This window comes from Brachybacterium atlanticum, from assembly GCF_025669985.1.
Classification (GTDB): Bacteria; Actinomycetota; Actinomycetes; order Actinomycetales; family Dermabacteraceae; genus Brachybacterium; species Brachybacterium conglomeratum.
The window spans coordinates 14,937-31,190 of record NZ_JAKJJW010000007.1 but is presented as its reverse complement, the minus strand read 5'-3'; the positions used below and the strand labels follow the sequence as shown (position 1 = coordinate 31,190).

At 72.9% G+C, this 16,254-nt stretch carries 16 protein-coding genes; 13 read left to right on the top strand and 3 right to left on the bottom strand.

Going from position 1 to position 16,254, the window contains the following annotated elements:
- Positions 1–4 precede the first annotated feature (4 nt).
- Complete coding sequence (locus tag L3K22_RS05060) at positions 5–823, top strand: universal stress protein (protein ID WP_263310444.1); 819 nt, start codon at positions 5–7, stop codon at positions 821–823.
- Positions 824–834: 11 nt separating this feature from the next.
- Here L3K22_RS05060 and L3K22_RS05055 read toward each other — a convergent pair whose 3' ends face one another.
- The gene (locus L3K22_RS05055) at positions 835–1,569 is read right to left on the bottom strand and encodes an IclR family transcriptional regulator (RefSeq protein WP_010552253.1); all 735 of its coding nucleotides are present in this window, start codon (positions 1,567–1,569) and stop codon (positions 835–837) included.
- Between the two features lie 138 nt (positions 1,570–1,707).
- Between L3K22_RS05055 and leuC the strand changes: the two genes are divergently transcribed.
- The 7 genes from leuC (at position 1,708) to L3K22_RS05020 (ending at position 8,690) form a co-directional block, all read left to right on the top strand.
- The gene (gene leuC / locus L3K22_RS05050; RefSeq protein WP_263310443.1) at positions 1,708–3,120 is read left to right on the top strand and encodes a 3-isopropylmalate dehydratase large subunit; all 1,413 of its coding nucleotides are present in this window, start codon (positions 1,708–1,710) and stop codon (positions 3,118–3,120) included.
- A gap of 11 nt (positions 3,121–3,131) precedes the next feature.
- Complete coding sequence (leuD, locus tag L3K22_RS05045) at positions 3,132–3,746, top strand: 3-isopropylmalate dehydratase small subunit (RefSeq protein WP_263310442.1); 615 nt, start codon at positions 3,132–3,134, stop codon at positions 3,744–3,746.
- Between the two features lie 118 nt (positions 3,747–3,864).
- Entirely contained in the window at positions 3,865–5,187 is a 1,323-nt protein-coding gene (gene murA / locus L3K22_RS05040; RefSeq protein WP_263310441.1) for a UDP-N-acetylglucosamine 1-carboxyvinyltransferase, read from the top strand.
- Positions 5,184–5,765 (top strand): DUF2867 domain-containing protein, encoded by a 582-nt coding sequence (locus tag L3K22_RS05035; RefSeq protein ID WP_263310440.1) that lies wholly within the window; start codon positions 5,184–5,186, stop codon positions 5,763–5,765. Before murA ends, L3K22_RS05035 begins: the two co-directional genes overlap by 4 nt.
- Complete coding sequence (locus L3K22_RS05030) at positions 5,765–6,568, top strand: lysophospholipid acyltransferase family protein (protein ID WP_263310439.1); 804 nt, start codon at positions 5,765–5,767, stop codon at positions 6,566–6,568. The genes L3K22_RS05035 and L3K22_RS05030 overlap by 1 nt, the downstream gene beginning before the upstream one ends.
- Positions 6,565–7,560, top strand: coding sequence for an NAD(P)H-dependent glycerol-3-phosphate dehydrogenase (locus L3K22_RS05025; RefSeq protein WP_263310438.1), 996 nt, complete (start codon positions 6,565–6,567; stop codon positions 7,558–7,560). The genes L3K22_RS05030 and L3K22_RS05025 overlap by 4 nt, the downstream gene beginning before the upstream one ends.
- A gap of 14 nt (positions 7,561–7,574) precedes the next feature.
- Positions 7,575–8,690, top strand: coding sequence for a D-alanine--D-alanine ligase family protein (locus L3K22_RS05020; protein WP_263310437.1), 1,116 nt, complete (start codon positions 7,575–7,577; stop codon positions 8,688–8,690).
- Between the two features lie 23 nt (positions 8,691–8,713).
- On the opposite strand, the gene L3K22_RS05015 is transcribed toward L3K22_RS05020, so the two are convergent.
- Positions 8,714–9,214 (bottom strand): DUF3515 family protein, encoded by a 501-nt coding sequence (locus L3K22_RS05015; protein WP_010552245.1) that lies wholly within the window; start codon positions 9,212–9,214, stop codon positions 8,714–8,716.
- 52 nt (positions 9,215–9,266) lie between these two features.
- On the opposite strand from L3K22_RS05015, the gene thiL reads away from it, so the two are divergent.
- The 3 genes from thiL to L3K22_RS05000 all read left to right on the top strand — a co-directional run bounded on the left by thiL (position 9,267) and on the right by L3K22_RS05000 (position 12,523).
- Positions 9,267–10,271 (top strand): thiamine-phosphate kinase, encoded by a 1,005-nt coding sequence (thiL, locus tag L3K22_RS05010; protein ID WP_263310436.1) that lies wholly within the window; start codon positions 9,267–9,269, stop codon positions 10,269–10,271.
- An 81-nt stretch (positions 10,272–10,352) separates the two neighbouring features.
- Positions 10,353–11,429: an NAD(P)-dependent alcohol dehydrogenase gene (locus tag L3K22_RS05005; RefSeq protein ID WP_263310435.1), complete on the top strand. Its 1,077-nt coding sequence runs from the start codon at positions 10,353–10,355 to the stop codon at positions 11,427–11,429.
- Positions 11,430–11,578: 149 nt separating this feature from the next.
- A complete protein-coding gene (locus tag L3K22_RS05000) occupies positions 11,579–12,523 on the top strand; it encodes an aminoglycoside phosphotransferase family protein (protein WP_263310434.1) in 945 nt (314 codons plus the stop codon).
- Positions 12,524–12,610: 87 nt separating this feature from the next.
- On the opposite strand, the gene rpmB is transcribed toward L3K22_RS05000, so the two are convergent.
- Entirely contained in the window at positions 12,611–12,808 is a 198-nt protein-coding gene (rpmB, locus tag L3K22_RS04995; protein ID WP_082358657.1) for a 50S ribosomal protein L28, read from the bottom strand.
- Positions 12,809–13,068: 260 nt separating this feature from the next.
- Here rpmB and L3K22_RS04990 point away from each other — a divergent pair, with 260 nt between their 5' ends.
- Together L3K22_RS04990 and rsmD are read left to right on the top strand one after the other, a co-directional pair.
- Entirely contained in the window at positions 13,069–15,285 is a 2,217-nt protein-coding gene (locus L3K22_RS04990; protein ID WP_263310433.1) for an ATP-dependent DNA helicase RecG, read from the top strand.
- A 1-nt stretch (position 15,286) separates the two neighbouring features.
- Entirely contained in the window at positions 15,287–15,883 is a 597-nt protein-coding gene (rsmD, locus tag L3K22_RS04985) for a 16S rRNA (guanine(966)-N(2))-methyltransferase RsmD (RefSeq protein WP_263310432.1), read from the top strand.
- Positions 15,884–16,254: the final 371 nt, after the last annotated feature.

Sequence of the window (16,254 nt, the reverse complement as noted above, 5' to 3'; positions counted from 1 at the left end):
TGACATGACGCACACAGCAGCTCCGAGGATCACGGTCGGCGTCTTCGACGCGGACGAGTCCGATCAGGCGGTCCGCTGGGCCGCCAGCCATGCCGCCACCGTCGGCGGCGCGCTCCATCTCGTCCACGCCTTCGTGTGGACCGAGCTCGACGTCAACGTCGACCCGATCTCCGGGATGCCGGGCTCCGGCTTCCGCAGCGCGGCCGACACCCTGCTGCGCGAGGCCGCCGAGCTCGCGCGGGAGCGGGCCCCCGAGGTCGAGATCACCACCGAGGTGATCGACGGCAACTCCGTGCCGGTCCTGGTCCACGCGAGCCAGGGCTCGGACCTGCTGGTCCTCGGCGGGCGGGGGCTGGGCCGGCTGATGACCCTCATCGTCGGCTCCAAGAGTCTCGCCCTCGCCGCCCGCGCCCGCTGCCCTGTCGTGGTGGTGCGGGGGAACATCGACGGCGACGGCCCCGTCGGCCTCGTGCACCACGAGAGCTCGACCGAGGTGGTCTCCCGCGCCGCCGACCTCGCGGAGGCCTACGGACGGGACATCCACCTCGTGGTGCGGCCGGGCACCTCGCCCGATCAGGCCCAGGAGATTCTCGCCGCCACCGCGCAGCGGATCGCGCTCAGCCACCCCTCGGTCTTCGTGAAGGGCGTGGCCGTGGCGACTTCCGACAACGCCAAGCAGCTGGTCGAGGCCAGCGAGAACGCGAGCGTCATGGTCGTGGCGGGGGAGCGGGTCGAGGGCGGCTCCGGGAAGATCGCCGCGCCGCGCCAGCTCGTGAACGTGCTGCGCTACGCCAACACGCCCGTGTGGATCGAGCGGGAGTGAGGCGCGGGTGATCAGGCGCCGGCGCGGCGCAGCAGCTCGGTGAGATGGTTCGCCGAGCTCATCACGGACGGGGCATGGAGCCGGCCCGGCTGACGGGTGATCCGCTCGATCGGCCCGGAGATGCTCAGCGCCGCGACCACGCGCCCGTTCGGCCCGCGCACGGGCGCGGAGACGGAGCCGACGCCCGGCTCGCGCTCACCGATCGACTGCGCCCAGCCGCGACGGCGCACCGCCGAGAGCTGGGTCGCGGTGAAGCGCGCCCCGAGCAGACCCCGGTGGAGCCGGTCCGGCTCCTCCCAGGCCAGTAGGATCTGTGCGGCGGAGCCCGCCCGCATCGTCAGCGCCGCCCCGAGCGGGACCGAGTCGCGCAGACCGATCGGCCGCTCGGCGGCGGCCACGCAGATGCGGTGGTCGCCCTGGCGCCGGTACAGCTGCGCGGATTCCCCGGTGTGGTCCCGCAGGGCCGCGAGCACGGGCCCGGCCGAGGCCAGCAGCCGGTCCTCGCCGGCGGCCGCGGCGAGCTCGCCGAGGCGCGGACCGAGGATGAAGCGGCCCTGCATGTCACGGGCCACCAGATGGTGGTACTCGAGCGCCACCGCGAGGCGGTGCGCGGTGGGGCGGGCCAGTCCCGTCGACTGCACGAGCTGGGCGAGCGTGGCAGGGCCGGCCTCGAGGGCGCCGAGCACGACGGCGGCCTTGTCGAGCACGCCGACGCCGCTTCCGTTCTCCTCCGGGGTGTTGTCCATGCTCCGATATTGCCGTCTTATTGAGTGAGACGCAAGTGCATCGGATCGTGGACCAGCCCACGATGAGTGCAGCGCCCGAGACCGGGTGCGACGGCGCATCAGCACGCATCCCCACGAAGGATGCAGGGAAGGATCGACATGGCGGGGACCCTCGCGGAGAAGGTGTGGGCGGATCATGTGGTCCGCCGCGGTGAGAACGGCGAGCCGGATCTGCTCTACATCGACCTCCAGCTCCTGCACGAGGTCACGAGCCCGCAGGCCTTCGACGGCCTGCGCCAGGAGGGGCGCGAGCCCCGCCGCATCGACCAGACCCTCGCGACCGAGGACCACAACACCCCCACGATCGACATCGACAAGCCGATCGCGGACATCACCTCGCGCACCCAGATCGACACCCTGCGCCGCAACGCCGAGGAGTTCGGCGTGCGCATCCACTCCCTCGGCGACAAGGACCAGGGCATCGTCCACGTCGTGGGACCGCAGCTGGGCCTGACCATGCCCGGCATCACCGTCGTGTGCGGCGACTCTCACACCTCCACCCACGGCGCCTTCGGCGCGCTGGCCTTCGGCATCGGCACCTCCGAGGTGGAGCACGTGCTGGCCACTCAGACCCTGCCGCTGACCCCCTTCAAGACCATGGCCATCAACGTCACCGGCTCCCTGAAGCCCGGCGTCACCGCGAAGGACATCATCCTCGCCGTGATCGCGAAGATCGGCACCGGCGGCGGCGCGGGCTACGTGCTCGAGTACCGCGGCGAGGCGATTCGCGAGCTCTCCATGGAGGGCCGCATGACGATCTGCAACATGTCGATCGAGGCAGGCGCCCGAGCCGGCATGATCGCCCCGGACGAGACCACCTTCGAGTACGTCAAGGGCCGTCCCCACGCCCCGCAGGGGAAGGACTGGGACGAGGCCGTCGCCTACTGGAAGTCACTGCGCAGCGACGACGACGCGACCTTCGACGCCGAGGTGGAGATCGACGCCGACGAGCTCGAGCCCTTCGTCACCTGGGGCACCAACCCCGGCCAGGGCCTGCCGCTGTCCGCCGCGGTCCCCGCCCCCGAGGACTTCGTCGACGAGACCGACCGCTACGCCGCCGAGCGGGCGCTGGAGTACATGGACCTCGTCCCCGGCACGGCGCTGAAGGACATCAAGGTCGACACTGTCTTCATGGGCTCGTGCACCAACGGCCGCATCGAGGACCTGCGCGCCTTCGCCTCCGTGCTCGAGGGCCGCACCAAGCACCCCGACGTGCGCGTCCTGGTCGTCCCGGGCTCCGCCCGCGTGCGCCTGCAGGCCGAGCAGGAGGGCCTGGACAAGGTGTTCGTCGACTTCGGCGCCGAGTGGCGCCAGGCCGGCTGCTCGATGTGCCTGGGCATGAACCCCGACCAGCTCGCCCCGGGCGAGCGGGCCGCCTCCACCTCCAACCGCAACTTCGAGGGCCGGCAGGGCAAGGGCGGGCGCACCCACCTCGTCTCGCCCGTCGTCGCCGCCGCAACCGCCGTACGCGGCACCCTGTCCTCCCCGTCCGACCTGCTGACCCACGCCTGAGGAGCCCCGCCATGGAAGCCTTCACCACGCACACCGGCATCGGCGTCCCGCTGCGTCGCAGCAATGTCGACACCGACCAGATCATCCCCGCCGTCTACCTCAAGCGCGTCACCAAGACCGGCTTCGACGACGGCCTGTTCCACGCCTGGCGCACGAACGATCCCGAGTTCGTGCTGAACAAGCCCGCCTACGCCAAGGGTTCCGTGCTCGTGGCCGGCCCCGACTTCGGCACCGGCTCCTCCCGCGAGCATGCCGTGTGGGCTCTGCGCGACTACGGCTTCAAGGCGGTGCTCTCGACCCGCTTCGCGGAGATCTTCCGCGGCAACTCCGGCAAGCAGGGCCTGGTCGCCGGGATCCTCGCCCAGGACGACATCGAGCAGCTGTGGAAGATCCTCGAGGAGACCCCGGGCACCGAGGTGACCGTGGACCTCGAGAACCGTCAGGTCAGCGCGGGCGACTCGACCTTCCGGTTCGAGATCGACGATTACACCCGCTGGCGTCTGATGGAGGGCCTGGACGACATCGGCCTCACCCTCCGCCACGAGGAGGACATCACCGCCTTCGAGCAGAAGCGCCCCTCCTGGATGCCGAAGACGCTGCCGGCCCGCACCGCCGACACGCACTGAGGTCCCACCTCATCTTCGCGGCCTGCCCGCCCCTGCCACGGGGCGGGCAGGCCGCTCCGGTATGGTGAGCCGGTCAGATATGGGCGTGCTGACGTCCGTCCCTCCAGGCAAGGACACCATGAGCTCCACATTCCACGTGCGCGGCGGGCGCCCGCTCGACGGCGAGATCACCGTCCGCGGCGCCAAGAACCTGGTCTCCAAGGCGATGGTCGCCGCGCTGCTGGGCACCTCGCCGAGCGTGCTCCGCTCCGTTCCCGACATCTCCGACGTCCGGATCGTCTCGAACCTGCTGTCGATCCACGGCGTGAAGATCGAGCACGACGTCGCCGGCGGCGAGCTGCGGCTGGATCCCTCGAACGTCGAGCGGGCCCACGTCGCCGACATCGACGCCCACGCCGGCAGCTCCCGCATCCCGATCCTGTTCTGCGGCCCGCTGCTGCACCGTCTGGGCGAGGCGATCATCCCCGACCTCGGCGGCTGCCGCATCGGCGACCGGCCGATCAACTACCACCTCGACGTGCTGCGCAGCTTCGGCGCGCACGTCGACAAGCGCGAGATGGGCATCCACATCACCGCGCCGAACGGCCTGAAGGGCACGAAGATCCACCTCGAGTACCCGAGCGTCGGCGCGACCGAGCAGGTGCTGCTCACCGCGGTGCGCGCCCAGGGCGTCACCGAGCTGGTCAACGCCGCGGTCGAGCCGGAGATCGAGGACCTCATCGCGGTGCTGCAGAAGATGGGCGCGATCATCTCCCTGCAGACCGACCGCACCATCACCATCGAGGGCGTCGACGAGCTCGGCGGCTACGAGCACGTCGCGATCGCCGACCGCATCGAGGCGGGCTCCTGGGCCTGCGCGGCGCTGGTCACCAAGGGCTCGGTCTTCGTGCGCGGCGCGCAGCAGAAGCCGATGTCGACCTTCCTGAACATCTTCCGCAAGGTCGGCGGCGGGATGGAGATCCGTGAGGACGGCATCCGCTTCTACCATCCCGGCACCCCGCTGAAGGCGATCGCGCTGGAGACCGACGTGCACCCCGGCTTCATGACCGACTGGCAGCAGCCGCTCGTGGTCGCCCTCACCCAGGCCGACGGCATCTCGATCCTCCACGAGACGGTCTATGAGAACCGCCTGGGCTTCACCGGCGCGCTGAACGACATGGGCGCGCGGATCCAGGTCTACCGCGAGTGCCTCGGCGGCTCCTCCTGCCGCTTCGGCCGCTCCAACTACAACCACTCCGCGGTCGTCTCGGGCCCGATGGCCCTGCACGCCGCGGACATCACCGTCCCGGACCTGCGCGGCGGCTTCTCCTACCTCATCGCGGCGCTCGGCGCCGAGGGGGTCTCCACCATCCGCGGCATCGGCCTGATCGACCGCGGCTACGAGTCCTTCCGCGACAAGCTCACCGCCCTCGGGGCCGAGTACTGGGAGGGAGAGGAGTGAGCGAGGAGCACGCGGAGCTCGGGACCGGGAGCACCCCGATCGCGGGAGCGGCCGGCTCCCTCGCCCTGCGGGACATCCCGATCCCGGACTACTGCGATGTCGTGATCGTCCCGACCGGCGGGGTCGAGGAGTCGGACCCGCGGGTGTGGGCCGAGGCGATCTTCGCCCACGAGAACACCCCGCTCGGCTCCCGCGGCCTGCGCGCCCTGCGCGACGAGGCGGTGCGGCTGTTCGACATGGTCCCGCCGCCGCAGAAGCAGTTCGTGGCCGACGAGGTGGTGGGCTCGGAGGCCCTCATCGTCGACGACGACGACAAGCTCGCCGTCCGCATCGGCGTCGCGCTGCTGCCCGGCGGGGAGCTGCTGCAGGTGACCACGGCGGTGAAGTACAAGACCGTGCGGGGGCGGCTCGCCTTCGCGCCGCGCCGTCTGATGCACGCCGCGGCCGTGAACACGCTCGCCCGTCGGGCGCCGACGACGATCCGCCGCCGGGCGCTGTCCGGCGACCGGCGCGCGGCCTCCCTCACCTCCCAGGTCTCCCGCCGCGCCCTGGGTCGCGGTCCGTCATCGACGCGCTGATGCCGCTCCTGCGCAGCTGGGACGTGGGCACCGCCCGCGAGCCCGCCCGTCGTGCCGGGCTCGTGATCGGCCTCGCGCAGCTCCCGCTGCGGCCCCTGGTCGCGCTGCTCTCCCGCCCGCAGTGGCAGGGCACCGAGAACTTCCCGGCCACCGGCGCCGTGATCGCCTGCGGCAACCATCTCAGCGCCTTCGACCCCTTCGGCTACGGGCACCTCCTGCAGGCCTCCGGGATCGCGCCGCGCTTCCTGGCCAAGGAGTCGCTGTTCCGCGTGCCGGTGCTCGGCGCCCTGCTGCGCTCGGCCCGGCAGATCCCGGTGCTGCGCGGCACGAGCCGCTCGGTGGGCGCCCTGGACGCCGCTCGGGAGGCGCTGGGCCGGGGCGAGCTGCTGATGGTCTTCCCCGAGGGCAGCTACACACGCGATCCGGAGCTCTGGCCGATGCAGGCCCGGTTCGGCGCGGCCCGTCTCGCCCTGTCCACGGGTGCGCCGCTGCTGCCGATCGCGTCCTGGGGCGGTCGCGGGCTGTGGCCCGTCGGCTCCCCGGTCCCGCGCCCCGGTCGCGGCCGGCGCGTGCGCATGCGCGTCGGCGAGCCCTTCACCGCCGCCGCCGGCGAGGGCGAGACGGAGCACGAGGCCGCCCTGCGCGTCACCGAGGACCTCATGGCCCGCATCGCGGCCCTCCTCGGCGAGCTGCGGGGCCTCACCCCGCCCGCTCGCCTCCACGACCCGCGCACGGACGCCCACCGCCCCGAGATCGGCCGGACCGATCCCGGCTTCCGCGCCCCGACGGAGCCGCGGCGATGAGCGCGCCGCGGCTGACAGTCCTCGGCGCCGGCAGCTGGGGGACCACCTTCGCGCAGCTCCTCGCCGACGGCGGCGCCGAGGTGACCCTCTGGGCGCGGCGCGAGGAGGTCGCCCGCGAGATCGAGACGCAGCGCCGCAACAGCGCCTATCTCGGCGACCACGAGCTCCCCGCGAGCCTGCGCGCCACCGCCGATGTCGCCGCCGCGCTCGAGGGCGCCGACGGCGTCGTCGTCGCGATCCCCGCCCAGTCGATGCGCGCGACCCTCGCGCCCTGGCCCGACCTGCCCGCCGTTCCGGTGCTCTCCCTCACCAAGGGCATCGAGCGCGGCACCGACGCCCGGATCAGCGAGATCCTCGCCCGGGCCGGAGGAGCGGACCCCTCCCTGGTCGGCGTGCTCTCCGGCCCGAACCTCTCCGGCGAGATCGCCGAGCGCCGCCCCTGCGCGAGCGTCGTCGCGGCTCCGGACGAGGCCCTCGCCGAGACCCTCGCCACCTGGTGCTCGGCACCGTACCTGCGCGCCTACACCTCGACCGACGTGGCCGGGGTCGAGGTCGCCGGGGCCGTGAAGAACGTCATCGCGATCGCCGTCGGCGCCGCGACGGGGCTCGGCCACGGCCACAACACCACCGCCTCCCTGATCACGCGCGGACTGGCGGAGATCACCCGTCTGGGCGTCGCGCTCGGCGGGCGCCGCGAGACCTTCCCGGGCCTCGCCGGCATGGGCGATCTCGTCGCGACGTGCTCCTCGCCGCTCAGCCGAAACCACCGTCTCGGCCTCGCGCTCGGCCGCGGGCTCGACGTCGCCGCGGCCGCGGCGGAGGTGGGCCAGACCGCCGAGGGCGTCGCCACCGCCCGAGCCGTCGCCGACGTCGCCGCACGCCACGGCGTCGACATGCCGATCACCCGCTCGGTGGTCGCGGTCGTGGACCACGGCGCGAGGATCGACGAGGTCACCACGGCCCTGCTGTCACGCTCGGTCCGCCCGGAGTGATTACCCTCGACCCCATGAGCACCACCGTCGCCCTCCTGTTCGGCGGCCGCAGCGGCGAGCACGGCATCTCGTGCATCACCGCCGGCGGCATCCTCGCCGCGATCGACCGCACCCGCTTCGATGTCCTCGCGATCGGCATCACCCCCGAGGGCCGCTGGGTCCACGTCTCCGACGACCCCTCGGACTGGACGATGGTCGACGGCCGCGCCCCCGAGGTCGCCGCCGACGGCGACGAGGTGCTGCTGCCCTCCTCCCGCCACCGCGCGGGGGAGCGGACCGCCCTGCGCGTCGTGCACGAGGGACACGTCGAGCCGCTCGCCGAGGTCGACGTCGTCTGGCCGCTGCTGCACGGTCCCTACGGCGAGGACGGCACTGTCCAGGGCATGCTCGAGATGCTCGACATCCCCTACGTCGGCTCCGGCGTCCTCGCCTCGGCCACCGCGATGGACAAGGCCGCGACGAAGGTCGCGCTGCGTGCGGCCGGCATCGAGTGCGCCCCCGGCATCGTCGTGCACGAGGACCGCTGGGCCGACGGCGCCGGCCGCGTGCTCGCCCACCTCGAGCAGCATCATCCGCGGCCCTGGTTCGTCAAGCCGGCCCGTGCCGGCTCCAGCCTCGGCGTCAGCCGCGTCGAGGAGGTCTCGCAGCTGGAGCATGCGATGAAGGCCGCCTTCCGCGAGGACCCCAAGGTCCTCATCGAGGAGGGGGTCGTCGCCCGCGAGATCGAGTGCGGCGTGCTCGCCGCGCGCGACGGCGGCGAGCCCCGCACCACTCTGCCCGGCGAGGTGAAGGTCGGCGCCGACCTCGACTTCTACGACTACGAGGCGAAGTACTTCGGCAAGGGCACCGTGAGCATCGACGTGCCCGCGGGTCTGCCCGACGGGGTGCTGGAGGAGGCCCGCGAGATCGCCCGGCGCGCCTTCGGGGCGCTCGGCCTCGAGGGCCTCGCCCGGGTCGACATGTTCGTCACCGCCGATCACCGCGTGATCGTCAACGAGGTCAACACCATGCCGGGCTTCACCCCGTACTCGATGTTCCCGGTGCTGTGGGAGTCGATGGGGCTGAGCTACGCCGATCTGATCGGGGATCTCGTGGACCAGGCTGCCTCGCGCCGCCTCGGCCAGCGCTGAGCCTCGGCCGGCGCTGAGCCGTCTCAGCCCTCGTAGCCCTCGTCCCCGGGGCCGATGCAGCGGGCGGTCGCCTCGATGTTCCGGGTGATCACCTGGGTGAGGTCGAGCGCGGCGGCGGAGGGCTGGTCCGGTGCCGCCGAGCGCGGCACGGACACGTCGATCGCGGGCTCGCGGCCGTAGGTCGTGTACAGGAAGGTGTCGCCCTCGATCTCCTTGACGACCCAGTCGACCTCGATCTCGTTCTCGTCGGCGAGGGTGGTGCACTGGTCGGTGGTCGGGCCGGGCGGGGTCACGCCGCAGCGCATCACCACCGTGTCCTCCCCGCTGCCCCAGGCGGCGGTGCCCTGGCTCGAGGTCTCCACCCGGTCCATGCCGAGCACCTGCGGCGGGGCGGCGAGCACGATGTCGGCGCACACCGGGTCCGCGGCGGCCTCCCCGGCGGGCACCTGCACGGTGCCGCAGGCGGCGAGGCCGAGGGCGAGCAGCCCGGTGAGGGAGAGGGCGGCGGCACGTCGGGGAAGCACGTACCGAGGGTACCGGTGGGATCCGGGAAGCGGGATCGGGCAGACTGGTGCGATGACCGCGCAGCCCCGCCCCGGCCTCTCCGAGGCCTCGATCCTCGCCGCCGTGCTCCCGCAGCTCCCCACGGGCGAGCAGGTCGAGGTCGGTCCGGGCGACGACGCCGCGGTGGTGCGGCTTCCCTCGGACCGTCTCGTGGTCACCACCGATGCGCTGGTCGAGGGGCACGACTTCCTGCCGGGCGCGACGCTCCCGCGCTGGATCGGACGGAAGGCCGCGGTGCAGAACCTCGCCGACGTCGCCGCGATGGGCGCCCGTCCGCTCGCCCTCGTCGTCGCGCTCTCGGCTCCGGCCGGGACGGACCCGTCCGTCTTCGAGGAGCTCAGCGCCGGTCTCGCGGAGCGCGCTGCGGCCGACGGCGCGGTGATCGTCGGCGGCGACCTGGGCCGCGCCGACCGCCTCACCCTCGCCGTCACCGCGATGGGCGCGATGGCGCCCGGCGACGCGCCCGTGCTGCGCTCCGGCGCCCGCCCCGGCGACGTGCTCGCGATCGGCACGGAGCGCCTGGGCCGCTCCGCCGCCGGTCTCGCCCTGGTCCTCGGCGGGAAGGTCCACGTCGACCCCGCCGGCTCGATCTCGCTGGAGGACATCTCCAGCCCCGACGCCGCCGATCTCGTCCGCCACCACGACGCCCCCGAGGTCGACCTGTCCCTCGGCTGGGGTGCCGGCCGCACCGCGCACGCCATGATGGATCTCTCCGACGGACTGGTCCGCGACGGCGGCCGCCTCGCCGCCGCCTCGCGGGTGCGGATCGACCTCGACCGCGCCGCCCTCGCCCCCGATGCCGAGGCCCTCGCCGCCCTCGCCGACGATCTCGGCGAGGCCCCCTGGGCCTGGGTCCTCCACGGCGCCGAGGAGCACGCGATGCTCGCCGCCTTCGCCCCGGACGAGGTGCCGACCGGCTTCCGCTCCATCGGCCGGCTCCACGAGGCGGGGGACGGACCGGCCGTGACCCTCGACGGCACCCCGATCCCCGGTGAGGGCTTCGACCACTTCGCCTGAGCACGCCGGTCCCCGCTCGGACTAGGCTGGTCGGCGGCGCGACCGCGTCCGACCCGCACGCCACGGAGGAGCACCACCACCATGCCGATCACCGTCAAGGCCCTGCAGAAGACCGGCCCGGACCAGCCGTTCCGCGTCACCACGATCGAGCGCCGCGACCCCCGTCCGGACGACGTGGTCATCGACATCGAGGCCGCCGGCATCTGCCACAGCGACATCCACACCATCCGCAACGAGTGGGGCGAGGCGCACTTCCCGCTCACCGTCGGCCACGAGATCGCCGGCACCGTCTCCGCCGTCGGCAGCGACGTCACCGACTGGAAGGTCGGCGACCGCGTGGGCGTCGGCTGCCTCGTGAACTCCTGCGGGACGTGCGAGGAGTGCCTCGCCGACCAGGAGCAGAACTGCCTGAACGGCAACGTCGGCACCTACAACGCGGAGGACGTCGACGGCACGATCACCCAGGGCGGCTACGCCGAGAAGGTCGTCGTCAACGAGCGCTTCGTGCTGAGGATCCCGGACGAGATCCCCTTCGACCAGGCGGCCCCGCTGCTGTGCGCCGGCATCACCACCTACTCCCCGCTGCGCCGCTGGGGCGCCGGCGAGCAGGTCTCCGGCCGCGCCAAGCGCGTGGCCGTGCTCGGCCTCGGCGGGCTCGGCCACATGGGCGTGCAGATCGCTGCCGCCATGGGCGCCGAGGTCACCGTCCTCACCCGCACCCTGCGCAAGGAGGAGGACGCCCTCGCCCTCGGCGCGACGCGGGTCCTGGCGACCTCCGACGAGGACTTCTTCCGTGACCACCGCGGCGGGTTCGACCTGATCCTCAACACGATCAGCGCCGACATCCCCGTGGACCGCTACCTGCGCCTGCTCGCCCCGCGCGGCGTCATGGCCGTCGTCGGCCTCCCGCCGGAGAAGCAGGCGCTGAGCTTCGGCTCGCTGATCGGCGGCGGCAAGGTGCTCGCCGGCTCCAACATCGGCGGCATCGCCGAGACCCAGGAGATGCTCGACTTCTGCGCCGAGCACGGCATCGCCGCGAAGATCGAGACGATCTCGGTCGACGAGGCCGACGCGACCTACGAGCGCGTGGTCGCCGGCGACGTCCGCTTCCGCGCCGTCATCGACACCGCCACCTTCGCGGGCGCCGCGGCGGAGTGACGGTCAGGGCGGCGGTCCGTCCCGTCCCCGCGACGGACCGTCGCCCCTCCCGAGGCACAGCACCAATAGCCGGTATCGCTCAATACAGCGATAAACATCTGAGAACGGCGGCGGGTGCGTTCGCGCTCGACGTCTCCGAAGGATCCCCCATGGCCACCTCCGCCGACCCCCTCCGCACCCTCGCCCACGACCACCCCGAATGGTGGGCCGGCGCGTCGGGCGAGATCACCGTCCGGCCCCTCGGCCGCGGCGAGTCCTTCGCCGCCCATCTGCTGCGCCGCGGGGAGCGGGAGCTCGTCCTCCGCATCCCGCACAAGCCCCTCGACGAGCTGCCGCAGTCCCTCGAGGCGGAGCACGAGATCCTCGGCCGGGTTCCCGCCGGGCTCGCGGCCGCACCCGTCGCCGTCCACCAGCCCACGACAGAGGACCTCCGGGCCTGGTCCGTCACCACCCGCGTCCCCGGCCGCGTGCTGCCCGCAGCGGACTGGGCCGACGCGGAGCTCCTGAGCGCCCTCGCGGCGAGCCTCGCCCACCTCCACCACGCCGGCGACCAGGCCGGGCTGCCCGACCCCGGCCGCCCGGACCCCGTCGTCGCCGCGGACCTCGCCCACGACTGGTGGCGCGAGAACGAACAGAGATCGGCACGCGTCCTCGCCGATCTCTGGCCGGCGGTGCGCCGCCATCAGCAGCTCGCCGCAGTGGCCTTCGACGACGTCGCCCCCGTCCTCCTCCACGGCGACCCCGCCGCCGCGAACCTGCTCGTGGACGATGACGGCACGGTGCGCTTCGTCGACTGGGAATGGGCGCAGCGGGGCGATCCCGCCCGGGACCTCGCCTTCATCGGCGGCCCGATCACCGCCGAGCCCTGGTACGCCGCCCTGGACGACGATCTGCTGCGGGATCAGACCGCCCACTACCTCGCCGAGCGCTCACGTCGCTCCGGCGCACCGTCCGAGCCCGTCGGCCCCGTCCTCGAGCGCCGCCGCGCGCACCTCGTCCACGAGGCGTTCTTCACCGCCGCCCACCTCCACCGCACCGGGGAGCAGGAGCGCTCCGCTGCCCTGCTCGCCCAGGTCGCCGACGTCGTGCGCTGACGCGCGACGGTGCACCGGCCCGGACGCACGAGAGCCCCCACCCGATCGGGTGGGGGCTCTCGTGGAATTGAGTCCTTGCGGTCTCGCTCAGGCACCGAGCGTGCTGACCTTGCCTGCCTTGAGGCAGGAGGTGCACACGTTCACGCGCTTGCTGGTGCCGTTGATCACAGTGCGGACCGACTGGATGTTCGGGTTCCAGCGACGCGAGGTGCGGCGGTGCGAGTGGGACACGGCCTTGCCGAAGCGCGGGCTCTTGGCGCAGATGTCACACGTGGAAGCAGCCACTGTCGTCTCCTGGTACGTCGATGTTCTGATCGCGGTGCCCGCTCCAGCCCCCGCGCCGGAACGGCGGGGTCGGTGACCTGGGTGAGCACGGAGGTGCGAGCCCCCGGCGGTCAGGGCAACCACGGAATCATAGCCCAGATGCCCCGGCGCCTGAAGAGGAGGGCCCGTCCACAGTCCTGTGGAGTCCCTCACGATGTCGCAGGGCAATGGCACGATGGGCACCGCACCAGCACTCTACCGGGATGGAAGGGGTCGCCACGATGGCCAGGAGGACCTCCGCCACGCGCGGCTCCATGCCGCTGACGGAGCTGCTGGTCTCCAAGGAGTCCAAGGCGATGGCCTCCTTCGGTGTGCGCGATCTCGACGCCATGCTCCGCTTCGTCCCGCGCCGCTACGTCGAGCCCGCCCCGCTGCGCTCCCTGCGTGAGATCTCCGAGGGGCAGGAGGTCAGCGCCATCGTGCAGGTCGAGTCGTTCCGCTCGCGGCAGATGAGGTCCCGCTACGGCTTCATCGTCGAGGCCACCGTCTCCGACGGCTCCGACGAGCTGCCGCTGACCTTCTTCCTTCCCAAGCAGCACCACGTCGAGTGGTACGCGAAGCGCCTCCCCGTCGGCGCCACCATCGGCGTGCACGGCGCGGTGGGCCGGGACGACTACCGCGGCGGCCTCCAGCTCACCCATCCCGACTTCGAGACCGTCCAGGACACCGAGGAGGGCCGCGCCTGGGCGCAGCGTCCCCGCCCCGTCTACCCCCTGAAGCAGAACATCTCGCTCGCGACGATGCGCTCCGCGATGGAGAAGGGCCTCGAGTTCGCCGGCTCCGCCACCAGCGCCGTCCCTGCGGAGATCCTGCGCCGCCGGAGCCTGCCCGACCTCGCCGAGGCCGTCCGTCTCGTCCACACCCCGCTGACCATGGACGACACCCGCCGTGGCATGGCCCATCTCCGCTTCGAGGAGGCCTTCGTCCTCCAGGCGATCTTCGCCCAGCGCCGCGCCCAGGACGATCGCACCCCCGCACCGCAGCTGCGGGCCGAGGGCCCGCTCCAGCAGCTCTTCGACGAGCGCCTGCCCTTCTCCCTCACCGACGGCCAGCGCGAGATCGGCGACCTGCTCGCCGAGCGCATCGGCAACGGCCACCCCACCAGCGCCCTCCTCCAGGGCGACGTCGGCTCCGGCAAGACTGTCATCGCCCTGCGCGCCATGCTCCGCGCCGTCGACTCCGGCCACCAGGCCGTGATGCTCGCCCCCACCGAGGTGCTCGCCGAGCAGCACCACCGCACCGTGCTCGAGCTCCTCGGCGAGCTCGGCCGCGCCGGCCAGCTCGACGGTGCGCCCGAGGCGACCCGGGTGCGCCTGCTCACCGGCTCCCAGCGCACCTCCGCCCGCCGCGACACCCTGCTCGACGTGACCTCCGGCCAGGCCGGGATCGTGGTCGGCACCCACGCCCTGCTCACCGAGGGCGTCGAGTTCGCCTCCCTCGGCCTCGTCGTCATCGACGAGCAGCACCGCTTCGGCGTCGACCATCGTCGGCGGCTGCGCGCCAAGGGCCCGCAGGGTCAGAGTCCGCACGTCGTGGTCATGACCGCGACCCCGATCCCGCGCACCGCGGCGCTCGCGACCGTCGGCGACCTCGACGTGCTCACCCTCGCCGAGAGTCCCGGCCGCCGCGCCGGCGTCGAGAGCTTCGTGGTCCACGAGAAGCTCCCCGCCTGGGAGCAGCGCATGTGGCAGCGCGCCGGCGAGGAGATCCGCGCGGGCCGACAGGTCTTCGTCGTCTGCGCCCGGATCGACGAGGACGAGGCCGACGACACCCCCGCGCAGCCCGTCCTCGACGAGAACGGCAAGGAGAAGACCCCCGCCCTCGACCCCGCCCGCGGCGTCGCCCAGACCGCCGAGCGCCTCGCCTCCCGCCCCGAGCTCGCGGACGCCCGCATCGGCGTGCTCCACGGCCGGCTCAGCGGCGAGGAGAAGCAGCAGATCATGGAGCAGATGGTGCGCGGCGAGCTCGACCTGCTCGTCTCCACCACCGTGATCGAGGTCGGGGTCGACATCCCCAACGCCTCGGTGATGATCGTGCTGGACGCGGAGCGCTTCGGCGTCTCCCAGCTGCACCAGCTGCGCGGCCGCGTGGGCCGCGGCGAGCATCCCGGCATCGCCTTCTTCGACACCAGCGCGGTCGTGGACGAGGTGCACTCGCGGCACCTGCGCGCGATCGCCGATGCGCCCGACGGCTTCGCCCTGGCCGAGCTCGACCTGCGCCGCCGCGGCGCCGGCGACCTGGTGGGGGAGGAGCAGTCGGGCCTGCAGCGCACGCTGAAGCACCTCGACGTGCTGCGCGACGCCCGCTGGATCGAGGCCGCCCGCGAGGATGCCTTCGCGCTCATCGCCGAGGATCCCGAGCTCGACGGCCACCCCGAGCTGGCCGCCGCCGTCGCCGCGCGGCTGCGCGATGCCGACCCCGACGTGGAGAGGAGCTGACATGCCGCGGATCATCTCCGGCACACTCGGAGGGCGCACCATCCCCGGGCCGCCCGGGAAGGGCACCCGCCCCACCTCGGACCGCGTGCGCGAGGCCCTGTTCAGCCGCCTCGACGGCTGGGACGCGCTCGCGGACGCCCGGGTGCTCGACCTGTATGCGGGCACCGGCGCACTCGCCCTCGAGTCCCTCTCCCGCGGCGCCGCCCATGCGGTCCTCGTCGAGGTCCACGGGCCGACGGCCCGCCAGCTGCGCCGCACCGTCGCGGACCTCGGACTCTCCGACCGGGTCGACGTGCGCGCCGGGAAGGCCCGCGCCGTCGCCGCGGGCCTCGGCGGACACGGCGCGACCCTCGTCTTCCTCGACCCTCCCTACGACGTCTCCACCGGCGAGCTCGAGCAGCTCCTCGTGACGCTCCGCCCCGCGCTCACCGACGACGCCCTGGTCGTCCTCGAGCGCTCCTCCCGCAGCCGCCCCGTCGAGTGGCCCGACGGCTGGGCCGACGACGGCACGAAGTCCTACGGCGAGACCGTGCTGCAGTTCGGAGGGCCGCTGGTCGGGGACCAGGCCGCGGCGGACGGCGCTCCCGCCGCGGACTGACCGCCGCCCCGTCGGGATCGCGACGCTCGCGTCTCCCGCGGCCCCGCATCATGCCCGCAGCCGCCTCGGCTCTCGTCGGCCGCGCCTCGAGGTGCACATGCACTCCGTCCACATCGATCTGCCCGCAATTCTCGGTCCGGCAGAGCTCCATCCACAATTCAGGACCACGCCTTGCGTTCGTCGCGCATTTGTGTATTCCGACGACGGTCAAGAATGTTCCTGGTGGGGCGTGTGAGATGTCGTGAGGCTGGCTCCTGGTTGTGCGCCTGGCGTTCGCGCGTCACGCACGACGAGCCGCGACCTGTGCAGGTGACCCGCGAGTATCCACACGATGTGGAATGGCTGTGCATTTCCGCGAAGTTTCCTCCCCA